The sequence below is a fragment of the Paraburkholderia flagellata genome, from assembly GCF_021390645.1.
GTDB lineage: Bacteria > Pseudomonadota > Gammaproteobacteria > Burkholderiales > Burkholderiaceae > Paraburkholderia > Paraburkholderia flagellata.
In genome coordinates, this window is the sequence record NZ_JAJEJT010000003.1 from 277,139 (window position 1) to 301,745 (window position 24,607).

Here is a 24,607-nt window from a genome sequence, read left to right on the forward strand (position 1 = left end):
AGAACGCATGTTGGCGCCAGTTATCCGGGCACGGCTTATCTGTCATTTGACCCGTCATGAGTTCGCTCACCGCCCCTGTCGCACGCCAGGCACTTTCTTACTTGACCCGTCCGCGCCGGATTTCGTGGTTGAAGCGGGCATTGCCGGCTATGGTGTTGCTGGTGATCCTCCATATCGCCGTGAACATCGGCCAGTCATGGCATGATTTCAGCGCCGTGAACGAACGAACCGCCCGGCGCCTCGACACGCTTGCCTCGGCCCTTGCGCTGCACATCGAGGACCACGCCAGGGTGGTCGATCTGACCACAATTGCTGTCGGCGACGCCATCGAGACTTCGACGCTCAACAACCGCAAGCTCGCGCAATTGGCGTCGCTGGACAGGGAGATACTCGGCGCGGTGTCGATCGCCGTGTTCGACCCCGCCGGGCGCCTCCTTGCAGTCTCGGACCCGGTAATCGAACGCCATGCCCCGGAGTTCGTGGCGTCACCGCGGGGCACCAACGTCGAGTCTCCTTCCTACGCTCAGCCCGTTCACTATGACTCGCGCTGGGGTCTGCTCTTTGTCAGGGACCATCGCAGCGAAGCGGGGACGCTTGACGCTCGCATAGCCATCATCGTACCAATCGATCAGTGGCTGACGGAGGGTGTCGATTTTCCGCCGGGGAGCGCGGCACTCCTTCGCACTTCTGATGACCTTCTCCTCGCCCGTTACCCATCCATTGCGGTCGCCAAGACTGGATCGGCGTACCACATCGAGCACCTGAAGGCTAACGGGCCGACTCCCTCGACGTCTTACGTGGTTTCGCCACTAGACGGAGATCTGCGTCTGGTCACTTCCCGCAGCGTTGCCATCGGCCCGGCAGGCAACAGCCTGACGCTCGACCTTGGCTTCTCGGTGGACGCGTACCGGCTCCCGTGGCTGCATAGCCTGTACATCAATCTGGTCGGCATGGCCATCATGATCGTGCTCCTGATTGGAGGCGTCGTCCTGCTGCGCCGTGAAAACCGGCTGCGTGATCAGGTGGAAACGTGGGGCGCTTTCGTCTCGACGGTCATCGGGAACCTCCCGACTCCCATCGCACTGGTGGAACGCGGCACGGGACGGATCAAGCTAGGCAGCGAGACCCTCACGGACATTTTCGGCGAGCGAGCGACAGTCGGCGAGCCCTTCGCGAACCTCTTTGCCAACCCGGCAGACTGGAATGATCCCGGCGTACGGGGTTCCGGCGAACCGGTTGTCATGCTTACGCGTGCGGGATCTGTCTTCATGGTCGTGCGGTGCACGGATCTTCCGGATGACGCCGGCGAAGCCGAAAAAAAGGACCTCATGCTCGTCGCCCTGATCGACGTCAGCGAGCAATGCGAGCAGATCCGGCAACTGCGTACCGACGCGGATTTCGACTCGCTCACGAAACTCCCCAACCGGCGTCATTTCGACCGTGCGAGCGAGCGTGCAGTGGCGCGCGCACAGCGAAGCGAGAGTCCCCTCGCCATCCTCGCAATTGATCTCGATTACTTCAAGCAGGTCAACGACACCTGGGGACATGCGGCAGGCGACCGCGTGCTGGAGGTCGTCTCCGAGCGGTTCAATGCTGTGCTTCGCGAGCGGGACCTGCCGGCGCGGGTGGGCGGAGAGGAGTTCGCGGCCATCCTGCAAGGTGCTACACCCGAGCGGGCGCGCGTTATCGCGGAGAGGGTCCGGCTCGCCGCTGCGACGCCGATCCCCCTCGACGATGGACACGTCATACGCGTGACAGTGAGTATCGGCGTGGCGATGTATCAGCATGGCGAAGCCGATCTCTCAGGCGCGAAAGCGCGGGCCGATGCCGCGCTTTACCGTGCGAAGCGCTCGGGACGTAATCGAGTTGAGACGGATTGCGAAGTAGAGGTTCGGGCTCCGCTATGTGTGGAGCACGGAAAATGACATCCTTTGCGCGTTATGTCCGTCTTTTTAGCCAAAGATTTGATAGCCGCATAAGGGCCGCTGTGCTCACAGCGGTTGTCGGGACGTTGGCCATCGGCTTGCTCGCTGGTATCGCGTTTGGATTTGCGCGCGTCCAGATCATGCGCGAAGAGTTTGCAAAGCTGAACGTGATAGCGGCAGAAGTCCTGGAGCGCAGTGAGCGCTCGAGTGACCAGGTGCGCGCCGCGATTAGCGATCTGCAGGCACAGGATGCAGTTCCCTGCTCACCGCAGAATCTCGCGCTGATGGCGCAGCTCGACCTGAAATACGGGCAACTGCAAGGAGTGGGATATGTCGCGAACAACCGCCTTATGTGCTCTTCCTATGGGCGCCATGGTGACGGCATTCTGTTGCCAGCCGCGACCTATCAGTACACCGCGGGAGGCCTGGTCCACTTGCGCAAGGCTAATCTGTCTCTCTCCAGCAATGTCGGATCACAACCTGTGATCGTGGTCACGGCCGCCACAAACGGATACTCGGCGATCGTTTCCCCCACGTTGCCGATCGATGTTGATACCAAGGCCCCCAATGTTGCGCTCGGCACGGTGCTCTACAGTTCCAACGAAGTCAGAATGTCTCGCGGAACGTTTAATCCAGCCTGGCGTGCCCGTCTGGGCCACGGCTGGCATGCACAATTTATCGAGCACGACAAGATCGTTTCGCTGTGGCGCTCGCCGAGGTACGATTACTTCGCGTTTGCCGCAATTCCTGCGAATGATGCGAACGCTCGAATTCATCATGCCGGCATACTGGTTATGTCGTGCGCAGCTTGCGCGATGGCGGTGCTGATGTTCCTGATGGTCCGCTCGGCGCGCAAGGCACTCCCAATCTCCGAAGCCATCCGCGAGGGGCTCAGAAGAAAGGAGTTCTATCTGGTCTATCAACCCGTGGTAGATCTGAAAACCGGCCAGTGGGTGGGTGCCGAGGCTCTGCTGCGCTGGCGCCGGAGCACCGGGGAACACGTTCGACCCGATCACTTCATCGCTGTCGCAGAAGAATCTAACCTGATCGAGGAAATTTCCGACCATGTCTTCGAGCTGGCCGCTGCGGATCTGGCTGGCCTCTTCGTGAAATACCCCAATTTCCACATTTCCATCAATCTTTCGGCCTCCGAAATGCAGTCCAATGACGTCGTGCCGCGCCTGAAGAATTTCATCGCGCGCGTGACGGGAGCGAGGGCACGCAACTTCATGTTCGAGGCCACGGAGCGCAGCTTGATCAAGCCCGACCAGGCAATACCGATTCTGGCGGAAATACGAGGAATGGGTTCGTCTGTCGCCATCGACGACTTTGGCACGGGTTACTCGAGTCTCTCGTATCTGCAGACGCTTGGCACCGACTACCTCAAGATCGACAAATCGTTCGTTGACGCAATCGACACCGCGTCTGTCAAGAATCATGTCGTCGCGCACATCATCGGACTCGGTAAGGATCTGCGACTTCGGCTCATCGCAGAAGGCGTGGAGACTGCGGAACAGGCCAGCTACCTCAAGGACCGGGGCGTCGAGTACGCCCAGGGCTGGCACTTTGCGAGGCCCATGGCGATCGGCCAACTGGCGGATTCGCTCGCCAGGAAGGCGGCGTAACGAACGCTGCCGGTCGAGCCGCTGCTTCTACAAAGGCAGGTATTTGGGTGTCACCGTCATTCAGTCCCGTCGCTCACAGGACACCACCATCCGTGACAGCGTTGACTGCGTTTTGGCGTTGATGAAATTTTTATGCGCTGCTCTTGTACTTTTACGTCATCCTGGTGATGTCCATGCTTCAATCTAACCGAGATGGCCGGATGTGTGTGGACTGGAGGTCTTCTGTGCTGAAACTGCTTATTCCTGTGCTCGGTGCAAAAGGGGCAACCGAAGCGGCGCGGCATGGAGCGTTCCTGTTTGCTGAACGATGCGTATCCGAGGTTGAGATCATCGAAGTGCTCGATGACGTGGCGCAGGGCCGCGCGGTCGCGTTTCATTCACCCGCAACGCTGCACAGACGGGAGAAACAGGGCGCGCTCGATGCGCTTATGCGGACGCGGGCGATTCTCGATGATGCCGGAGTTCCGTATACGTGGAAACGCGTATTTGGGCCGCCAGAGCGGACAATCGCGCAGTACGCGGCGAAGGGGCATGCGGATATCGTGCTGCTTGACGCAAGCCACCTTGGTTTTTTTCACAGATGGACCGTCCTCGCCAGGCTCTGGCGCCTGACTTCAACCCCGGTCACGATGCTCCACTGACATCTGCACGACGCTCCTGTAGCCTCAAGTGCTCCGCAATTGTCGGCGCCGGGCCTCGGCAGCTCTGATTCGTTGTCTTTGCGGGGTCCGCGCGTGGAGGCGGGCTCAGTGCGTCGCGCGTGCATCGTAGCCCGTTGGTGCGCTCTTGAGCACGAGCGCAACCAGTTGGCGACGGGTATTCACACCCAGCTTTTCGAACGCACGCTTTGCATACGTGTTCACTGTCGATGCCTTGACACCCATGGATTGCGCGATGGCCTGAGTCGTCATGCCATTGATCAAGGACGAGCATACGTGCGCTTCACGCACCGTAAGCTTGCCGTGGAGCTGCGGAAGCCACTGCGCCAGCGGGTTCTTGTCCGTCACATCCGGAGAGCCGCCGTCTAACGAAATCGCGCCGGCAAGCCGGTGATGCGCGGCCGAAAGTGGCAGCACCACGCGCGCGAGGTGTTTGAGAAGGCTCAGTTCCTTTAGCGAAAATGGCGGAAGGCGGCGTACCCTGGCCACGGACATCGAATACGTCGCGCCGTTGATCAGGCGCGTCACGACGCACTCGTCGTGAACGTCGACAACATCAAAGAAGAGATGCTTGAGCTCACTCGCGACCTTCTGGGGCGAGATCTGGACGAGCTTTACCTCCTCTTCGGCGGTGACGCTCTGGTACGTCGCGTCGTCGTTCGCATAGCTCTGATAGTAGAGCTGCATCACCTGCGCGACCAGATCCTGCTCCCGCCCAAAGCTGCCTATCCAGCCGACGCTTCGGTGTGTCGACGTTTGCCGTTCATAGTCGAGATGCACGGCGTCGCAGTCGACGAATTGCACGACACTTTCGTACAACGCCCGAATGAACACCGCCGATCCCACGGCCTGCGCGACATTGCCCAGCATCTCGGTCACTAATGCAACCTGGCCGAGTTGAAGGTCAGGAACGCTATTCGCCATACTCACGACGGTCTGCTCGCTTCTGTATTGAGGTGGCGGCATTGATATCACGAAAAATATTGCCTGCCTACGCGGAATTCTCCGGAGAAACCGGGTATCCGCGTTCGCGCTTGTCCTGCATTTGCTGGACAGACGGTGCCCGGACGCGCAGATAAAGTTCCTCACGACGAATACCTCAATCAGGAGACTTCTCATGCGTGCCCGTTTGCGTCGTCGTACCCTTGCCATGATCGTGCCCGCCGTGGCCGCAAGCTTGCTAATCACGGCGGTCGAGCCCGCGCAGGCCGGCGACACCGAGCTGAACGTCTATAACTGGTCCGAATATATTGCCAGCGACACGGTGCCCAATTTCCAGAAGCAGACTGGCATTCACGTCCGCTACGACAGCTATGACGGCGACGACACGCTCCAGACCAAACTGCTTGCCGGGAGCTCGGCGTATGACGTCGTCGTGCCGACGTCGAACTACCTCGCGCAGCAGATTCGCGCTGGCGTCTATCAGAAGCTCGACAAGTCGCAGATTCCCAACCTCGCGAATCTCGATCCTGCGCTCATGAAGTTGGTCGCCCAGGTCGATCCGGGCAATCAGTACGGCGTGCCGTGGGCGTGGGGCACCACGGGGATCGGTTACAACGTTCAGGCCGTCCGCAAGCGGCTGGGGGAGAATGCGCCGCTCGATAGCTGGGCGCTGCTGTTCGATCCGCAGAACTTGTCGAAGCTCAAGGGCTGCGGCGTGTCACTGCTCGACGCGCCGGACGCAGCCTTTGCCGCGGCCCTGCAGTACATGGGCCGCAATCCGAACAGCAACAATCCTGCAGACTACCAGGCGGCCTACGAAGTGCTGAAGAAAGTGCGCCCTTACGTGACGCAATTCAGTTCGGCGGGCTACCCGGATGACCTCGTCAATAACGATGTTTGCGTGGTGCTTGGCTGGTCCGGCGACGTGGGCCTCGCGCGCCGGCGGGCCGTAGATGCGAAGAAGTCCTATGAAATCAAGTACGTCAACCCGAAGGAGGGCGGCCTCCTGTGGTTCGACGTAATGGCGGTGCCGAAAGACGCGCCGCATCCGGAAGCTGCGATGAAGTGGATCAACTATATCGAGGATCCCAAGGTCAACGCGCAGATCACGAACGAGATCTTCTATCCCAGCGCCAACAAACCTGCGCGGCAGCTGGTAACGCCGGCTATCGCCCAAGATCCGGACGTGTACTTGCCGGACAGCGTCTTGAACAAGATGACGCTCGCCATGCCGCGCAGCGCTGAAATTGCGCGGCTGCAGAACCGTCTCTGGCTGCAGTTGAAGTCCGGCGGCTAAAGCCAGGCCTTCGAACAAGGGGCGTCGCGCGTACCGTCCTGCGCGACGGCGCCCGCCCGAATCCAATCTCCCGCGCGCGACGCGCCGCAATACGTCGAACCGAATGCCCCGGCATGCGGCGGGGACGCTCGTTCCGGAAATTCGTGCAACGAGGCGCTCGGCAGTTCGGGTTGCGCCAGGTCGACCCGGCTGCGCAGCCGCGCACATGTCGATCGTGGCGTTGCCGGCGGCCCCTGGGGCGACGCCCGGCGGGATCGGAGCGGATCGGATTGTTTCATGACAGACGCTCTTAAAAAGACGAATGACAAGGGGAAGAACTCGATGAAGAAGAGACTGTTATGCGCGCTGGTGGCCGGGGCGCTGCCTGGGCTTGTGGCGGCAAGTCCGACCAGCGATCAGGTGCAGGGCTTGCAGAATCAACTCGACGCGCTGCAAAAGGAGGTCAGCTCGCTCAGGCAAGAACTGAAGGCGCAGCAGGAAAAAGAGGCGCGTGCAATAACCGCGGCACCGGCGGTCGACGTTGCGGCGCCGGACTATGGCACACAACCCGCGCAGCTGTCCAATGACGATGTGGACGCGATGAAACAGCAGATCGCGAGCCAGCAGCTGAAGGTCGATTCGCTGACCGAGGCGGCCGCTACGGGACCCATCGCCGGCCTCTCCATCACTGGCTATATCGATCCGGCCTACGTCTACAACCGCGCACAGAGCAGTTCCTCGTTCCTGTTCGCGAACCACGAGAACGCCTACCAGTATTACAACAGCACCATCGGCGACCTGTATCTCGACATCAAGAAGACCTTCGGGGTCGGCCCCACTGCGCCGTCGGTCGAGGTGTCGCTGATGCCGAACCGCGGAGCGGGCATCTTCATGATGAACGAGCACGGCGAGAGCGGGTTCAACATTCTCAATACCGCTTTCGCGACGGTGCCGCTCACAGCTAAAACGGCGGTTGTGGCCGGCCTGATGCCCGGGCTGTCCGGTTACGAGATTCAGCAATCGAACCTGATGCTGACGCTCACGCACAACCTGCTGTTCGACTTCTCTGACCCGGGCAGTTCCATCGGCGCGGGCGTCAACTATACGGGCGACCAGTGGGCCTGGAAGTTCCTGCTCGCCAACGAGCAGTTCCGTACGAACGGCGCAGTCACGCAGACGGGCGTAAACGCGCTGGGCGACCCCATCACGACCAGCAACAAGATGCCGGCGTTCAGCGCGCGTGTCGACTATCTGCACGGCAGCGCGCTCGACATTGGCGGATCGTTCACGATCGCGAGACAGACGCTTCCGAGCGCGTTCGATCCGGCGACGGGACAAACCGCTTACGGCTGGGGCGGCCAGGCGCCGGGCGCCTACGGCACGTTCTTTTTCACCGAGGCAGACGCCACCTACACGCTCGCCGACGTGCAGTACAACGCCGAACTCGATTACGGACAGCAGGCGCACGCGGCGTTCAATGGCGGTCTCGCGCAGTGGTACGGACTCTCGCTGCTCGCGCACCGCAAGTTCAATGCGCCGCTCGTGGGCCACATGGGTGTGACGGCGCGCTACGACGTGCTCGTGAACAGCAGGAACGGCGGCGGCGGCGGCGGTATCGCGCTCAATGGCAACGGCATGGACCCGTACAACGGTTTTGGCATCGACGCCGACTGCCTCGCCCGCTCGAAAGCAGGCGGCGGGTTTGGCTTCGAGTGCAACGGTGCGGTTCGTCAGGATGTCGCGCTCGATGTGCTGTTTTTCCCGACGCAGAAAATCATCGTGAAGGTCGAGTACCGGCACGACTGGTCCAACAACCGGGTGTTCCTGCGCAATGACGGATCGTACGCAAAATCGAACGATCTCCTGGCCGCGCAATTCATCTACTCGTTCTAACGCAGAACCCATGGCCTCGCATCGCAGATGCGAAGCTATCCATTGCACCTCGTGGCTTATGCTCAAATTCAGGAATCAGGCGCACGCGCCCTCGTATTACGCAGCCAGCGCCAATGACACGGCGCATCACGCGCCACTTGCGGGACGCGTGTGCGTGGACGTCTGTGTCGTCGGCGGCGGGTTCACCGGTCTTTGCACGGCGCTCAATCTTGCCCAACGCGGTTTCTCAGTGGCCTTGCTCGAAGCTTCTCGCATAGGCTGGGGGGCGAGCGGCCGCAATGGCGGTCAGTTGATCACGGGATATTCGTGCGGCATCGACACCTTCGCGCATTCGATGTCTCAGGAGGACGTGCGCCGCATCTGGGACATGGGGCTCGAATCGGTCGAGATCGTCCGCGAGCAGATCGACGCGCACGGTATCGACTGCGATCTCACCTTCGGCTACCTGAACGTGGCCAACAAGCCGCGCCACGCCGACGCGCTTCAGGCGTGGCGCGACGAGGCGGCGTCGCGCTTCGGCTATCGTGGCTACCGCTATGTCGAAGCGGCGGACCTGGGAAGCTATGTCGAGTCGAAACGTTACGTGGGCGGTCTCTATAGCGAGGACAGCGGCCACCTGCACCCGCTCAACTACGCACTGGGGCTCGCGCGCGCTGCGAAGGCAGCCGGTGTTTCACTCTACGAAGACACGTGCGCGGTGTCTTTGCGCAAGAACGCTGTGGGCCACGAGGTTCTGTGCGAGAAAGGGCAGGTGGAGGCCCGCTACGTCGTGCTCGCGGGCAACGCGTACCTCGGTCGGCTCGCGCCCACGCTCAAGCGCAAGATCCTGCCGGTGGCAACTTACGTGATCGCAACCGAGCCGCTCGGAAAGGCGAGGGCGCGCGCACTGATGCCCGCCGATGCCGCGATTTGCGACAGCAATCATGCGCTCGAATATTTCCGGCTGTCGAAAGACGGGCGGCTGCTGTGGGGCGGCAGGGCCAGTTGTTCGACCCGCTTGCCGGCCAATACAGGCGAGGCCATGCGCCTCGACATGCTGAAAACCTTTCCGCAACTCGCGGACGTGAAGATCGACTACGCGTGGGGCGGTCTCATCGACGCGACGATGAACCGCGCACCGCACTTTGGCCGCCTCGCGCCAAGCGTTTATTTCGCGCAGGGCTTTTCCGGTCATGGCGTGAACGTCACGGCGCTCGCGGGCAGGCTGATCGCGGAGGCGGTCGGCACACAGGCAGCGCGCTTCGATCTGTTCGGCCGGATCCGGCATCGCGACTTCCCGGGCGGACCGCTGTTGCGAAAGCCGATGCTGGCACTGGCGATGGCGTGGCATGCGATGCAGGACATGTTTTGAGCGCAGGGACGGCTGCAGTAGGCGCCGCCCCGCAGGATTACGGAACGTGAGGAAGACTGGAGAATGAAGATGCTGAACGTCGCGCATATCGTCGACCTGATGAAGGATGAAGGAGAAGTCACCCAATACCGTCTGCCGCGGGGACTCCTGCTCGCGGGCAATCCCGTGCAGACGCTGAAACACCGCTACATCAGTCCGTGCGGGCAATTCAGCAGCGGCCTGTGGGAAAGCACATGTGGGCTATGGACTGTGGAGTACGAAGAATCGGAGTACTGCGAAATGCTGAGCGGCGTTTGCCTGGTGCGCGACGCACAGGGCGGGGAAAAGGTGCTGCGCACTGGTGACCGGTTTGTCATTCCACATGGCTTCCGCGGTACATGGGAAGTCGTGGAAGCGTGCCAGAAGATCTTCGTGTCGTACGCGCCCCAGGCGAAGCAGGCCGAGGCGTAGCGGAACAACGCGCGCTGGCGGAAGGGACGCCAGCGATCAGGCGCGGGGCCATCCGGCCTTCGCGAGGACCCATTGTTTTGCAGAGCAAGGAGCAGCGTAACGTGAAAGAGAATTTGTGGCGCTTGAGCGCAACCGAAATGTCGGCGCGTGTCGCGTCTCGAGACGTGTCGTCGGAGGAACTGGTCGAGAGCTGTCTGCAACGGCTCGAGGCCGTCAACCCGCAGATCAATGCGATTGTCGACGTACTCGCGCAAAGCGCGCTGGCTGCCGCACAGGCAGCCGACGCGGCGGTGGGACGTGGCGATCCGCTCGGTCCGCTGCACGGCGTGCCGGTGACGGTCAAGGTGAACGTCGACATGGCCGGCTGCGCGACCACCAACGGCGTCGTAGCGTTCAAGGATCTCGTCGCCCGCGAAGACAGCCCGGTGGTGGCGAATCTGCGCAAGGCCGGTGCGATCATTATCGGCCGCAGCAATGCGCCGGCATTCTCGTATCGCTGGTTCACCGACAACGAATTGCACGGCCGCACGCTGAACCCGTGGAACGCGCAACTCACGCCCGGCGGTTCGAGTGGCGGTGCCGCCGCGGCGGTTGCCGTGGGGATCGGGGCAATCGCGCACGGCAACGACCTGGGCGGCTCGATCCGCCACCCTGCCTATGCGTGCGGCGTGGCGGGCCTGCGCCCGACCTCGGGCCGTGTGCCGGCGTACAACCCGACTCAGGCGCGCGAGCGAACGCTCGCGGTTCAACTCGCGTCTGTGCAGGGACCACTGGCACGAACGGTCAGCGACCTGCGCCTCGCGCTTGCCGCCATGGCGGCGCCAGACGCGCGCGACCCATGGTGCGTGCCCGTTGCGCCCGGTGCGGTTGAACCACGGTTTCCCGCGCGCGTGGCCGTGTGCGAGGAACTGCCCGGCGTGCCTACCGACGCTACCGTTGCCGACGCGGTGCGGCGGGCCGCGCGATGGCTGGAAGAGGCCGGCTGCATCGTCGAGGAAGTGGCGCCGCCACGTCTGAACGAGGCTTGCGAGCTTTGGCTCAACCTCGTCACGACCGAAGCGTTGAGCGGTCTTGCCGAAACGATCGAGGCGAGCGGCGACGCCGCGATACGCAACGCGTTCGGCAGTCAGCGGCGGCTCGCGTCGCCATTCGATCTGGCCGGCTACGTCAACGCGCTCGCACGCCGGACTGGTCTTCTGCGCGAGTGGGAAGCGTTCTTCCAGCGCTACCCATTGCTGCTGATGCCCGTTTCGTGCCAGCGCCCGTTCTGCATCGACGAGGACCAGCGAGGCGATGCGCAGATGCGCAGCATCATCGAAGCGCAAAGCCCGCTGACCGCGACGGCGATCCTCGGCCTGCCGGGCCTTGCCGTGCCGACAGGCTTGAGCGCAGGGCTGCCGACGGGCGTGCAGATCGTCGCCGGACGTTTCCAGGAGACGCTGTGTCTGGCAGCCGGCGAAGCGATCGAGGCGCGCGCCGGTATTTGCACGCCGATCGAGCCAGTGCGCTCCCGCGCGGCCTGAATTCGAATTTCAAATCTGGAGAGATACCGTGCTGGAAAAAAAATACTTTTATATCGATGGAAACTGGGTGGCCCCGGCAGCGAACGTCGAGTTGCCCGTCATCGATCCATCCACTGAGCAGGCCTGCGCCGTCATCTCGATCGGCAGCGCGTCGGACGCGGACCGTGCGGTTGAGGCGGCGCGTGTCGCATTCGACGGTTGGTCGCGCACCGATCCCGCCGAGCGTCTGCGTCTCGTTGAGCGTCTTCTTGAAATCTACAAGCGACGCGCTCCGGAGATGGCCCACATGATCAGCCTCGAGATGGGCGCCCCGATCGACATGGCGCTGTCGGATCAGGTCGGAGCCGGCACCTGGCACATCGAGAACTTCATCAAGGCGTTCCGGGACTTTGAATTCGAGCGTCCGCTCGGACCGCATGCTCCCAATGACCGTATCCTCATGGCCCCGATAGGCGTTGTCGGTCTGATCACGCCCTGGAACTGGCCAATGAATCAGGTGACGCTAAAGGTCATCCCGGCACTCCTCGCGGGTTGTACGATGGTTCTCAAGCCCTCCGAAATTGCACCGCTCTCGTCTATGCTTTTTGCCGAGCATGTTCACGAAGCAGGGTTCCCCAAGGGGGTCTTCAATCTGGTCAACGGCGATGGCAACGGCGTGGGCACGCGGCTTTCGTCGCACCCTGATGTCGATATGATCAGCTTCACCGGCTCGACGCGCGCCGGAATCGCCATTTCCCGGGCTGCCGCTGAAACCCTCAAGCGGGTGTCGCTCGAACTCGGCGGCAAGGGTGCCAATCTCGTGTTTGCGGACGCAGATCCCCGCGCGGTCAAACGAGGCGTGCTCCATTGCTTCCATAACACCGGACAAAGCTGCAACGCGCCCACGCGGATGCTGGTCGAACGGTCCATCTACGATCAAGTTGTAAGTGACGCAACGAAGATTGCCGAAACGGTGACTGTTGACGCCGCCCACAACACCGGCAAGCACATCGGACCGCTCGCGTCCGAAGCTCAGTTCCAGAAGGTGCAGGAAATGATCAAGAAGGGCATCGACGAAGGTGCGCGACTGGTCGTCGGCGGACTCGGTCGTCCGAATGGTCAGAAAACGGGTTACTTCGTCCGGCCCACAATCTTCGCCGACGTCAATAATCAGATGGCCATCGCCCGTGAGGAAATCTTCGGGCCGGTGCTGTCAATCATTCCATTTGAAAGCGAAGAAGAGGCGATCGCTATCGCCAACGACACCCCTTACGGCCTCACAAACTACGTTCAGTCGACCGATGGCGCGAGGCGCAATCGTCTGGCCGCACGACTGCGTTCCGGCATGATCGAAATGAACGGTCAGCCGCGTGGAGCCGGATCGCCATTCGGCGGAATCAAGGCTTCCGGCCGCGCTCGCGAAGGTGGTGTGTTCGGGATCGAAGAGTTCCTCGAATCCAGGGCGATTTCTGGTTGGGCATCGTAGCGCCTGATCGTACTGGCGCACGCCGGGCCTCGCTTCGGCCGCCGAGATTGAATGAGCAGGCGGCTCTTTACCTCAAGAGCCAGTCCTGTCGTCTATCGCCCGCTGCGCGGCGCCAAAGCCTGCCGTGAAGGCATCATCCTCCGTGCCGAAGGCGCGATTTTCTTCTGTGACGAGGCGAATGGGTACGCCGATGGGTCTTTTCGGGTCCGCTGCGCAGACACTCACGACCGCGATGTACCCCACCGGCGCCCCAAATGTGAATTCGCTCGACACAGCCCGCACAGACTCAAGCTTCACGGTGATCTCAAAGCCTTTGTACGAGTCGATTTTTTCCATGGATTCCTACCCGTTCGAAAATGGCCCACGATAGCCGCCGCGTCCGACCTGACGCCTAGCGCATCGCACTTGCCAGGTTTTCCGCTCCCAGTCCCACGATCAGGTCGACCTCGCCATTACTGAGCGCCTGCGTTGCCGGGACACCAGCTGCCTTCAATGCGGCAGCGTCGACGCGCGATGCGTCCGATAGTGCGACGCGCAACCGCGTTGCTGCAAGCGCTTCGAGCTTTTTGATGTTTGCGGCGCCGCCAAGCGCCGCGCGGATCTTTTCCGCTCGCGCCTGCTGTTGCGTCGCGTTGGCGACCGCGGCCGGTCGTTCGGCGGCCTGCGCCGCGCCAGTCGACGCTGGGGAGGCGGCCGGTTCCAGGTCGGCGTCGCTGCCGGCGCTCTTCAGGTATTCCTGCATATCGGTTTTCATGTTCTCCGATAACGGCCCGAAGATAGCCTGCACGGCATCGCCGACGCGAAGGACGCCCGCTGCGCCGAGTGCTTTCAACCGGGCGTCGTCAACGAGCGCAGGGTTGTTGACGGAGATGCGCAGACGCGTGATGCAGGCGTCGAGGTTCTTGATGTTGCTGCGCCCCCCGAAAGCGAGCACCAGTTCGCGTGCGCGGCCGCCTGCGCCGCCCGTGATGCGCACGGGCGCCTCGACGTCGTCAACTTCGCGGCCCGGTGTCTTCAGGTCGAAGGTCGTAATGACGAAGCGGAACACGCCGTAGTAGATCACTGCGTAGATGGGCCCCAGGATAAAGACGTACCACGCGTGTGTGGACTTGTTGCCGATCAGATTGAACGCAACGAAGTCGATGGCGCCTTGCGAGAAAGTGAAACCCATGTGCATGCCGAGCGTATTGGCCACGAACTGGGTCGTGGCCACGAGACACGCATGGATAAAGTACAGCACCGGCGCGACGAACAGGAATGCAAACTCGATTGGCTCAGTAATGCCGGTGAGAAAAGAGGTCAGCGCGGCAGAAATCATCATGCCGCCTATGGCGACTTTTCTCTCAGGCTTCGCGCAGTGCCAGATTGCAATGGCTGCCGCCGGCAGGCCGAACATCTTGAAGAGGAACGCGCCCGCCAGAATCCCGGCGGTGCGGTCGCCGGCGAAGAAGCGGGTGATGTCGCCGTGAACCACCTTGCCCGTCGTCGGGTCGAGGAAGCTCCCCATTTCGAAGAAGAATGGCACGTTCCAGATGTGGTGCAGGCCGAACGGGATCAGCAGCCGCTCGACGAAGCCGTAGATCGTGGCGGCGGTGCGCGGGTCGGAGACCGCGGCCCATTGTGAAAAGGCCTTGATCGCGCCGCCGATGGGAGGCCACACGACAGACAGCAGTGCACCGAGCGCGATCGAGCCGATCGCGGTCACGATGGGCACGAAGCGCTTGCCGGCGAAGAACCCAAGATAGGGAGGCAGGGAGATCCTGTAGTAGCGGTTGAACATCCACGCGGCCAGCGCGCCAGCCAGAATGCCGCCGAACACACCCGTCTGGATCGACGGAATGCCCATGATCGTGTCGGGTTCGACGCCCTCGGCCTTGGCGATTACGCCGAGCGTTGCCGTCATCACCAGGTAGCCGATCGTCGCGGCGATACCTGAAACGCCATCGTTCTCGGTAAAGCCGAGCGCAACGCCGATGGCGAAAATCAGCGGCAGGTTGGCGAAGATGACGTCGCCCGCGTTCTTCATCAGCGCGAGTACGATGGCCGGCACGTAGCCGTGAAAGTCGGTCGCGCCGAGGCCGAGCAGCAGGCCGGCCACCGGCAGCACGGCGACCGGCAGCATCAACGACTTGCCCACTTTCTGCAAGACCCCGAAGGCATGCTTGAACATGGCGAGTCTCCTCTGATCGGCTTATTCGGAAAACGGCGCGAGGCGCGCGCGGACCTCGGCGGCGGTGCCCATGCGCAGAACCTCCGACGCAAGCTTGCGCGCCTCGCTCATCGTTAGCCGCGCAAGCTGCGCCTTGATCGAGCCGACGGCAGGCACGCTCACCGAAAGCTCATCGATCCCGAGACCGGCGAGCACGGGCACGGCCATCGCGTCTGAGGCGAGACCTCCGCATACTCCGACCCATTTGCCGTGCTGATGCGCGCCGTCCACCGTCATGCCGATCAGCCGCAGGACAGCGGGGTGGAGTGCGTCCGCCTGTCGGGCCAGCTTCGGATGCCCGCGGTCCATCGCGAGCGTGTACTGGGTCAGATCGTTCGTGCCGATCGAGAAGAAGTCGACTTCGCGCGCGAGCGATTCGGCAATCAGCGCAGCGGCCGGCACTTCGATCATCACGCCGATCTTGACGCTGTTTGCGTTTGCACCGGCCTCTTCGAGCAGCATCCGCTTTGCGGCGAGCACTTCCTCGATCGCCGCCACCATCGGAAACATCACGTGCACATTCCCCAACGGTGCTGAGCGCAAAATCGCCCGCAACTGGGCGCGGAACATGTCGGGGTGTTCCAGGCTCACGCGCACGCCGCGCACGCCGAGGAAGGGATTGTCTTCCTTCGGCAGCGGCATATACGAGAGCGGCTTGTCGCCGCCGACGTCCAGTGTGCGGATGACGAGCGGACGCTCGCGGCCGAGCGCTTCGGCGATGGCGCAGTACTCGGCTGCCTGCTCGTCCTCGGACGGTGCGGTGTCGCGATCGCTGAAGAGAAATTCGGAGCGCAGCAGTCCGACGCCTTCGGCACCTGCGGCCACGGCCTCGCGCGCTTCCTGCGCGTTGCGGATGTTCGCGACGACTTCAACACGGTGCCCGTCTGCCGTGACGGCAAGCTTCGTTGCGGCGAGCGCTTCTTCCTCGCGCCTGGCTGCCTGGCGCGAGATGCGCTCGCGCGCTGCCTCGAGTTCTCCGGCATCGGGATCGCGCCGCAAGACACCGCGTGTGCCGTCGAGGACGACGAGCGTGCCGTCGGCGAGTTGCAGCGCGCCAGGGTCGATTCCGCAAATGGCCGGTATGCCGAGCGAACGCGCGAGGATGGCGACATGGCTCGTGGCGCCTCCCGTCGTCGTGCAGAAGCCGAGCACTTTGCTGCGGTCCAGCGAGGCGGTGTCGGAAGGCGAGAGTTCCTCCGCGATCAGGATCGAGTCGGCCGGTACCACGATCTGCGCATGGTTCACGCCGGCCAGCAATGCAAGCACCCGCAGTCCGACGTCGCGCACGTCGCCCGCCCGCTCGCGCAGCAGAGGATTGTCGAGCTGTTCGAGTGTGTTCGCCTGCTTCTGGAAGGCTGCGCGCCACGCGAAGCCCGCGCTCTTGCCCTCGCTGATGCCCGCGATCGCCATGTCATTGAGATCGGGGTCGTCGAGGAGTTCGAGATGCGCATCGAGTATCTGCGCCTTGGACGGGTCGGCGAGGTTCCCCTTGAGAGCCTCGATCTGCTGACGCGCGAGGTGCTGGGCAGATTCGAGCTGCGCACGTTCGCGCGTTGGCGATTCGGCCGCTTCCTTGACGTCGATGACCTGCTGCCGGTATTGCACGATCGTGCCGACCGCAAGGCCGGGCGACGCCGATACGCCGGTGAGTTCGTCGGCATTGGCGGGAGGCGCAGGCTTGCCGGGGCTGCTTGCGGGCAGTGCCAGGTCGGCGGCGGGGTGATCCTGTGCGGGGGCGTCGTCGGGCTTTTCACCCGCGCCATCGGCGAGCAGCCGCGCCAGTGCGGCAGCGGCCTCACCGGCGTCGGGGCCGGTGGCCTGAATGCTCACCTTGTCGCCGAAGCGGGTCGCGAGTCCCATGAGCGCAACAACCGACTTCGCATTCGCGCTATCGGCGCCTCGCAACAGGCGCAGGTCGGATTTGTACTTCTTCGCTTGCGCGGCGACGACCGCGGCGGGGCGTGCATGCAGCCCCGCGCGATTCGGCAGGCTGACTTCGCCGGAAACGACCATGCCGCCTGCGCTGGCCGACTCCCGCTCGGTCTCGGCACCGGCCAGTTCGACCGACAAGGCGGTGTCGGTGCCGGCGGTGACGAGCCCGGTGGCGGGCAGGTAGCGCGTCACCCTCTCGCCGTTCGCGATCACCATCTGGGTCAACAGGCTCGCAGCCTTCGCCCCGACGACGACAGGATCGAAACGGATCAGCGGCTGGCCAGTCGCCACAGTGTCGCCCTGCTTGACGAGCGGCTCGAAGCCTTCGCCGCGCAGCAGCACCGTATCGAGGCCGATATGCAGCAGCACTTCCAGCCCGTTGTTGCCGGTGATCGTGACGGCGTGGTTCGAGCTGTGCAGATTCGTCACCGTGCCTGGAAGCGGCGCAAGCAACTCATTGGAGATGGGGTCGATCGACACGCCGTCGCCGACCATCTTCTGGGCAAACACCGGGTCGGGCACGGTGTCGATGGGAACGAGCACACCCGAGAGGGGTGCCATCAGCTCGAGGCGGACGGAATGCTGAAAGCCCTTCATCTATGCGACTCCCTGAGTCTGGGCTGCCGGCACGAGCGATCTGGTTTGCGCGAGTGTGCCTGGCAACCACCTGCGATGACGGGCTTGGACCCGTTTGAGCCGTCGACTTCTGAGTGTACGGAGCGTTTGATGCGGACGTGATTGCGACTTCCGGAAACGACTGCACGATTCGAGGCGTGGCGCAACGCTGACGTACAGTCCGACGAAGCGCCGTTGATGCATAGGCCAGAACAATGGCTGAAACTTCAAGGTTCAAGGCACGCAGCGCACGCAAGTTTCCGAAGGTTGCTTGCATGCACAATACTCTGCATTCCCTGGAATCTAACCTGTTTCTCAGGTTCGTGATCAATCGACGATTCGTAGTTTAGGACACACTGCTCACTGTACGAAGCTGACGCGTCCCGCCGCCATGACGTATGCAATCGTATGGCCACCGCACGCGCGACTCACTTGAATTGCACGTGCAGTAACGTATTCTGCGGTCTGGACGCATCAGTCTTTCTCGAGGCCATTTAGCCGTTCTGCGAGCTTGCCCGAAGCGGTGGCGCCGTCGAACGATCATCAACGCTCACGCAGCACGACCCGGGCAGTCCGCTACACACCGGGAACGTCATCGCGTGAGCCAGGAGATGCCGATATGGGCAATACCCTCTCTTCGGACGTTTCATTACAGGCCACCCCGCTCGATGAAAGCGAACTTCGCGCTATCGACGGCTGGTGGCGCGCATGTAACTACCTCTCGGTGGGAATGATCTACCTGATGGACAATCCGCTGCTGCGTGAGCCGCTGAGGGCGGAGCACGTCAAGGCGCGCCTGCTCGGGCATTGGGGCGCAAGTCCAGCACTTTCATTTGTATGGGCGCACCTGAACCGGATCATCCGGCGCGACGACCTTGACATGATCTTCATGGCGGGTCCTGGGCACGGTGCGCCCGGCGTGCTGGGTCCGGCTTATCTGGAGGGCACTTACTCAGAGGTCTATCCGGACAAAAGCGAAGACGTCGTGGGGATGCAGAAGTTCTTCAAGCAGTTTTCATTTCCGGGCCATATCGGCTCGCACGTGACACCGGAAACACCGGGATCGATCCACGAGGGCGGCGAACTGGGCTACAGCCTGTCGCACGCGTATGGCGCCGCGCTGGACAATCCCGATCTCATCGTAGCGTGCGTCATTGGCGACGGCGAAGCGGAAACAGGCCCGCTCGCGACGGCATGGCATTCGAACAAGTTCATCAATCCGGCGCGCGACGGTACCGTGCTGCCCATCCTCAACCTCAACGGCTACAAGATCGCCAACCCCACGGTGCTTTCGCGCATCAGCCACGAGGAACTGGAGGCGCTTTTCGTCGGCTACGGTTACACGCCGTATTTCGTCGAGGGAGAAGACCATGCCGCAATGCACCAGAAAATGGCCGCTACCCTTGACGTGATCACTGCGGAAATTCGCGCGATTCGCGAACGGGCCCGCAGCGGCGACGCGGTGGAGCGGCCGCGCTGGCCGATGATCGTGCTGCGCACGCCCAAAGGCTGGAGCGGTCCAAAGGAAATCAACGGCCACAAGGTCGAGGGTTCGTGGAGGTCACACCAGGTGCCGTTTTCCGACGTGCGCGGCAATCCCGCGAACCTGGCGCTTCTGGACAACTGGCTGCGCAGTTACCGGCCGGATGAACTCTTCGATGCGGACGGACGGCTGATCCCTGAACTCAAAGCGCTTGCGCCGATCGGACATCGCCGCATGAGCGCCAATCCGCACGCCAATGGCGGGGTATTGCGCCGCGAGCTGAAGTTGCCGGATTTCCGCGCCTATGCGGTCAACGTGGCGCATGCCGGGCGGGTGCTCCAGGAGAACACGCGGCCGCTCGGCGAGTTCCTGCGTGACGTCATGCGTGAGAACATGAAAACCTTCCGCGTCTTCGGACCCGACGAGACGGCTTCGAATCGTCTTCAGTCCATATACGAAGTCAGCAAAAAGGTTTGGATGGCTGATCTTTTGCCGGAAGACGAGGACGGCGGCGAACTCGCTCGCGATGGCCGGGTCATGGAAATACTCTCCGAGCATACGTTGATGGGCTGGCTCGAAGGGTATCTGCTGTCCGGGCGGCATGGCTTCTTCCACACCTACGAAGCCTTCGCGCACGTGGTCGACTCAATGTTCAACCAGCATGCGAAATGGCTCGACATCTGCAAGAACCATGTGCCATGGCGCGCGTCTGTCGCTTCGGAGAATATTCTTCTTTCGTCTACGGTCTGGCGCCAGGATCACAACGGCTTTTCGCACCAGGATCCGGGGTTCATCGACCTCGCCACCAACAAGAGCCCATCGGTCACGCGTGTCTATCTTCCGCCGGACGCCAATACGCTGCTGGTCGTGGCCGACCATTGCCTGCGCTCCACGAACTGCATCAACGTGATCGTCGCCGACAAGCAAAAGCACCTGCAGTTCACGACGATCGACGAGGCGATTGTGCATTGCGCGAAGGGTATTGGCGTGTGGCGCCGCGCGAGCACCGACGAAGATGCGGAGCCGGATGTGGTGATGGCTTCGTGCGGAGACGTCGCCACCCAGGAGGCGCTCGCGGCAACGGCCATCCTGCGCGAACGGCTTCCCGAACTCAAGCTGCGCTTTGTGAACGTGGTCGATCTCTACAAGATGCAGCCGGTCAGCGAACACCCCCACGGCTCGACCGCGCGTGAATTCGACAGCCTGTTTACCGTGGATAAACCGGTGATCTTCAATTTCCACGGATACCCGTGGTTGATCCATAAACTCTCCTATCGCTTTCGCAATCACGAGAACATTCACGTGCGGGGATACAAGGAGAAGGGCAATATCAATACGCCGCTCGAACTGGCCATCCTCAATCAGGTCGACCGATTCAATCTCGTGATCGACGTGCTCGACCGTGTGCCGCGCTTGCAGGCCAGAACGGCGCATCTTCGGGAGGACATGAGAAACGCGATCATTTGCAACCTGAACTACGCGCACACGCATGGCATTGATCGAACCGAGATCACCGACTGGGTGTGGCCTGAGTAGTTCGATGCACCGGTCAAGCGGGAGCCCGCGAGCATCGTGACCCGTCGTGCTGCACGCGGAGGATCGACCTTGACATGTCAGGACAGTGAACGGCTTTCCCGCTACACCGTGGCTCCCGGCTCGCGCTTTCCGCCGGGCGCGACGGTCGTGGCTGGCGGCGTGAATTTTTGCGTCTTTTGCCGGGATGCGACGAAGGTTGAACTATTGCTCTATGCGAGCGAGTCGAGCCACGAGCCGGTCCAGGTCATCACCCTCAATCCTGCTACGAATCGCACGTTTTACTACTGGCATGTGCTGGTGGAAAATCTGCCGGCACGTATGTACTACACATGGCGCATTGCCGCGTTGCGCGACACGGCGCTCGTCGGCCGCGCTGTGGACGCGCGCGTAGAGCTTCTCGATCCGCATGCACGCGCTGTGAGCGACAGGCTTTGGGACCGTCGTCGCGCCATCGAGGCACCGCACACGGGGCACGCCTCACACCGCGCCATTGTCGTTGAGCCCTTGCCGAGGTGCGAAAGGCCGTTGGAGCGAAGCGAGCAAGGTCTTGAGAACGCGATCATTTATGAACTTCATGTCGGCGGGTTCACGCGGCATCCCACGAGCGCCGTGCGCAATCCCGGCACCTTCGCCGCGCTCATCGAGAAGATTGCTTACCTGCGCGATCTTGGCGTGACCCACGTCGAACTCTTGCCCGTCATGGCCTTCGACGAGCAGGATGTACCTCCCGGGGTTGCCGGACGCGGCCTTTCGAACTACTGGGGCTATAGCACACACAGCTTCTACAGTCCGCACCCGCGCTATTGCGTCGATCCGGTTCACGCCGCGCAGGAGTTTCGAGCGCTCTCCGATGCTTTGCATGACGCTGGCATACGCGTCTTGCTGGACGTGGTATTCAATCACACGGCCGAAGCGGGCGAGTCGGGACCGGTTATCAATTTCAAGGGACTGGCGAACGATATTTTTTACCAGCGCGATCGGCACGACCGGCGGCGTTACCTCGATTTCACCGGCTGCGGGAATACGGTCAACACCAACCATCCCCTTGTGTCCGCTTACATCATTCATTGTCTTGAGTATTGGGTCGAATACCTGGGCGCCGACGGCTTCCGGTTCGACTTGGCCAGCGTTTTCGCACGTGACCGGCATGGCGAACTGATGGTCGATCCGCCACTTCCCTGGGCCATCGAATCGTCGCGGGTCCTCTCGCGCTTGCCGCTCATCGCCGAAGCCTGGGACGCAGCCGGGCTGTATCAGGTCGGCGCGTTCCCTGGCATGGCATGGGCCGAATGGAACGGCCGCTACCGCGACGTGATCCGGCGCTTCGTGCGGGGCGATCCAGGCTTGATCGGCGAGGTTGCCACTTGCATGGCCGGCAGCGCGGATCTTTATGCGGACGACGGCAGGCTGCCGATCAACAGCATCAACTTCGTGACGTGTCACGATGGTTTCACCTTGCACGACCTCGTGAGCTACAACACCCGACACAACGAGGAAAATGGCGAGGAAAACCGCGATGGCAGCAACGAAAATCATTCGTGGAATTGCGGCGCGGAAGGCGAAAGTGAAGATGCCGGTGTCCAGCGACTCCGCGAGCGGCAGGCACGCAACCTGATCGCCATTCTTCTGCTGAGCCAGGGAGTGCCGATGATCCTCGCTGGCGATGAAGTGCTGCGTAGTCAGCACGGCAACAACAATGCCTGGTGCCAGGACAATGAAGTCTCGTGGTTCGACTGGGGGGCGTTGCCGCGCGCGGGCGGTATGTTGCGTTTCGTGCGTGAGTTGATTGCGCTGCGCCGGCGTCATGCCAGCCTTCGCCGGCTTCATCATCTCACTGGAAAACCGTCGCCGGGTCAGACGCAGCCCGATGTGACCTGGCACGGTGAACGGCTCAACGAGCCTGGCTGGCGCGAGCCGGGCGCGCGGCTATTGGCGTTTTCGCTTGGTGGGGAAGCACCCGGGGAGGCGCCGCTGCACATCGTACTCAACATGCATGACGCTTCGCGGCATGTTTGCCTGCCACACATCGAGGGGCGAGCATGGCGGCGCATTGTCGACACGGCATTGCCGAGCCCTCAGGACATCGTGCCGTCGGTGCGGGAGGCGGCGATTGAATCGCGTCACTGCAGCGTGCAGGCGCGCAGCGTCGTTGTGCTGGAGGCGAACTGAGCGATGCCGCACTGGCCTCAAAGCAGCAATGGCACGCTGATCACGAGAAAAACGACGATGTAGATGACCCCGAAGATCGCACCGAGTCTCCAGTAGTCGGCAGCAGGCAGATAGCCGCTGCCGAAATACACCGGGCTCGGGCCGGTTCCGTACGGCGTGAGGATACCCATGAGCCCCAGCGTCAAGGCCAGCAGCAGCGCAAACGCCTCCATCGGCATGCCGGGAATCGTCGAGCCGACGGTCAGCATGACCGGAAGCATGGCCGTTGCGTGGGCGGTGACGCTGGCGAACATGTAATGCGTGAAGAAGAAAATCAGCACGAGGACCACGGCCGCCAGGATGGGTGAGAAGCCGCTCATGTGATGCGACATCATATTGGCGAACCATTTGACGAAACCCGTTTTGCTTAGCCCGTCGGCCAGCGAAACCAGCGTCGCGAACCACGCGAACGTATTCCATGCCTGTTTGTTTGCGAGCATGTCGTCCCATGTCACGACCCCGGTCACCAGCATGAAGGCGATCACCATGAGCGCCGCTGTCGTGGGATTGACATAGTCGTCCGCAAAGATCCAGAGCGCCAACGCAACGAGAACCAGAAGGCCCAGCGTCCATTCGCGTCGGCTGAGCGGCCCCATCTTCCGCAGTTCCTCCGCAGCCCACGCCGGGACTTCGTTGCCTTGCTTCACTTGCGGCGGATAGAGCACGTAGGTGAGAAGAGGCACGGCCAGCAGCAGCACGAAACCTGCCGGTGCCATGGCCATGAACCATTGAATCCAGCTCACGTCGATCTTGACCGTCTTCCTGATGAGTTCGGCGGCGAGCAGATTGGGCGCGAGCGCCGTGAGAAACATCGAACTCGTCACGCAGGTGGTCGCAATGGCGGTCCACATGATGTATGACCCGATCCGTCGCGCGGAGGGGTCGTTTGGTTTCGAATCATATAGAGGCGGCAAATTGCGGATCACGGGGAAGATCGTTCCGCCGCTGCGCGCCGTATTCGATGGCGTGAAGGGCGCTAGCACGGCGTCGGCCACCATCACCGCATAGCCGAGGGTAAGCGTCTTGCGGCCCATCGCCCGCACGAGCAGGAGTGCTATTCGCCGGCCGAGGCCCGTCTTCTCGTAGCCGAGTGCAAACATGAAGGCGCCGAAAATCAGCCATACCGTGCCGTTGGCGAAACCGGCGAGCGCCCAGGCGAGGCTGGCGTTTGCAACATTGAAACCGGGCTTCGCGAGTTGCTCGGGGCTGAAGAATACCCATTCGGAGAATACGGCCACCACGGTGACGGCGATCAGGCCGATCGCCGCGCCCGGAATGGGTTCCAGCATCAGCCCGACGATCACGCCGACAAAGATCGCGAAGTAATACCACGTGTGCTGTGCGAGGCCTTCGGGGGCGGGGATGAGCGCGATTACGATCGCGGCGATGACAGGTGCGAGGGCCTTCCACGACGCTTTCATGCGACCTCCCCTTGGCAATAACCTTCATTGTGCTAAGGTTTATATGATGTTTTTCCGGGGTTTGCCAGTGCGGCACCGGCGAGCCGCAAGGAGA

General features: G+C 62.2%; 16 protein-coding genes. 11 read left to right on the top strand and 5 right to left on the bottom strand.

Annotated elements, in window-relative coordinates; translation table 11 throughout:
* The first annotated feature begins 56 nt into the window (after positions 1 to 56).
* The 3 genes from L0U83_RS24935 (at position 57) to L0U83_RS24945 (ending at position 4,191) form a co-directional block, all read left to right on the top strand.
* Entirely contained in the window at positions 57 to 1,925 is a 1,869-nt protein-coding gene (locus L0U83_RS24935; RefSeq protein WP_233886854.1) for a sensor domain-containing diguanylate cyclase, read from the top strand.
* Positions 1,922 to 3,550, top strand: a complete 1,629-nt coding sequence (locus L0U83_RS24940) for an EAL domain-containing protein (protein WP_233886855.1) — start codon at positions 1,922 to 1,924, stop codon at positions 3,548 to 3,550. The genes L0U83_RS24935 and L0U83_RS24940 overlap by 4 nt, the downstream gene beginning before the upstream one ends.
* Positions 3,551 to 3,774: 224 nt before the next feature.
* A complete protein-coding gene (locus L0U83_RS24945) occupies positions 3,775 to 4,191 on the top strand; it encodes a universal stress protein (RefSeq protein ID WP_233886856.1) in 417 nt (138 codons plus the stop codon).
* Positions 4,192 to 4,296: 105 nt separating this feature from the next.
* Here L0U83_RS24945 and L0U83_RS24950 read toward each other — a convergent pair whose 3' ends face one another.
* Positions 4,297 to 5,328 (bottom strand): helix-turn-helix transcriptional regulator, encoded by a 1,032-nt coding sequence (locus L0U83_RS24950; protein WP_233886857.1) that lies wholly within the window; start codon positions 5,326 to 5,328, stop codon positions 4,297 to 4,299.
* Here L0U83_RS24950 and L0U83_RS24955 point away from each other — a divergent pair.
* From L0U83_RS24955 to L0U83_RS24980, 6 genes are all read left to right on the top strand, one after another.
* The gene (locus L0U83_RS24955) at positions 5,327 to 6,448 is read left to right on the top strand and encodes a polyamine ABC transporter substrate-binding protein (RefSeq protein WP_373321107.1); all 1,122 of its coding nucleotides are present in this window, start codon (positions 5,327 to 5,329) and stop codon (positions 6,446 to 6,448) included. The genes L0U83_RS24950 and L0U83_RS24955 overlap by 2 nt on opposite strands.
* Before the next feature lie 321 nt (positions 6,449 to 6,769).
* Positions 6,770 to 8,320, top strand: a complete 1,551-nt coding sequence (locus L0U83_RS24960; RefSeq protein WP_233886858.1) for a DUF3138 family protein — start codon at positions 6,770 to 6,772, stop codon at positions 8,318 to 8,320.
* Positions 8,321 to 8,378: 58 nt separating this feature from the next.
* Positions 8,379 to 9,671 (top strand): NAD(P)/FAD-dependent oxidoreductase, encoded by a 1,293-nt coding sequence (locus tag L0U83_RS24965; RefSeq protein WP_233886859.1) that lies wholly within the window; start codon positions 8,379 to 8,381, stop codon positions 9,669 to 9,671.
* A 63-nt stretch (positions 9,672 to 9,734) separates the two neighbouring features.
* On the top strand, positions 9,735 to 10,121 hold the full coding sequence (locus tag L0U83_RS24970) for a cupin domain-containing protein (protein ID WP_233886860.1): 387 nt from the start codon (positions 9,735 to 9,737) through the stop codon (positions 10,119 to 10,121).
* Positions 10,122 to 10,222: 101 nt separating this feature from the next.
* On the top strand, positions 10,223 to 11,644 hold the full coding sequence (locus L0U83_RS24975; RefSeq protein ID WP_233886861.1) for an amidase family protein: 1,422 nt from the start codon (positions 10,223 to 10,225) through the stop codon (positions 11,642 to 11,644).
* A 28-nt stretch (positions 11,645 to 11,672) separates the two neighbouring features.
* Positions 11,673 to 13,109, top strand: a complete 1,437-nt coding sequence (locus tag L0U83_RS24980; protein WP_233886862.1) for an aldehyde dehydrogenase family protein — start codon at positions 11,673 to 11,675, stop codon at positions 13,107 to 13,109.
* 72 nt (positions 13,110 to 13,181) lie between these two features.
* Here L0U83_RS24980 and L0U83_RS24985 read toward each other — a convergent pair whose 3' ends face one another.
* The 3 genes from L0U83_RS24985 to ptsP are packed head-to-tail and all read right to left on the bottom strand — an operon-like array spanning position 13,182 to position 17,847.
* A complete protein-coding gene (locus L0U83_RS24985; protein ID WP_233886863.1) occupies positions 13,182 to 13,445 on the bottom strand; it encodes a hypothetical protein in 264 nt (87 codons plus the stop codon).
* A 55-nt stretch (positions 13,446 to 13,500) separates the two neighbouring features.
* Positions 13,501 to 15,279 carry a PTS glucose transporter subunit IIBC gene (gene ptsG, locus L0U83_RS24990; protein ID WP_233886864.1) on the bottom strand — a complete coding sequence of 593 codons (1,779 nt, stop codon included), beginning with the start codon at positions 15,277 to 15,279 and terminating at the stop codon, positions 13,501 to 13,503.
* A gap of 21 nt (positions 15,280 to 15,300) precedes the next feature.
* Positions 15,301 to 17,847, bottom strand: a complete 2,547-nt coding sequence (ptsP, locus tag L0U83_RS24995) for a phosphoenolpyruvate--protein phosphotransferase (protein ID WP_233886865.1) — start codon at positions 17,845 to 17,847, stop codon at positions 15,301 to 15,303.
* Positions 17,848 to 18,484: 637 nt separating this feature from the next.
* Between ptsP and L0U83_RS25000 the strand changes: the two genes are divergently transcribed.
* Together L0U83_RS25000 and L0U83_RS25005 are read left to right on the top strand one after the other, a co-directional pair.
* On the top strand, positions 18,485 to 20,884 hold the full coding sequence (locus L0U83_RS25000) for a phosphoketolase family protein (RefSeq protein ID WP_233886866.1): 2,400 nt from the start codon (positions 18,485 to 18,487) through the stop codon (positions 20,882 to 20,884).
* A 108-nt stretch (positions 20,885 to 20,992) separates the two neighbouring features.
* Positions 20,993 to 23,053 carry a glycogen debranching protein gene (locus tag L0U83_RS25005; RefSeq protein ID WP_373321136.1) on the top strand — a complete coding sequence of 687 codons (2,061 nt, stop codon included), beginning with the start codon at positions 20,993 to 20,995 and terminating at the stop codon, positions 23,051 to 23,053.
* 17 nt (positions 23,054 to 23,070) lie between these two features.
* Here the strand turns inward: L0U83_RS25005 and L0U83_RS25010 are convergent, their stop codons facing one another.
* On the bottom strand, positions 23,071 to 24,513 hold the full coding sequence (locus L0U83_RS25010; RefSeq protein ID WP_233886867.1) for an anion permease: 1,443 nt from the start codon (positions 24,511 to 24,513) through the stop codon (positions 23,071 to 23,073).
* Positions 24,514 to 24,607: the final 94 nt, after the last annotated feature.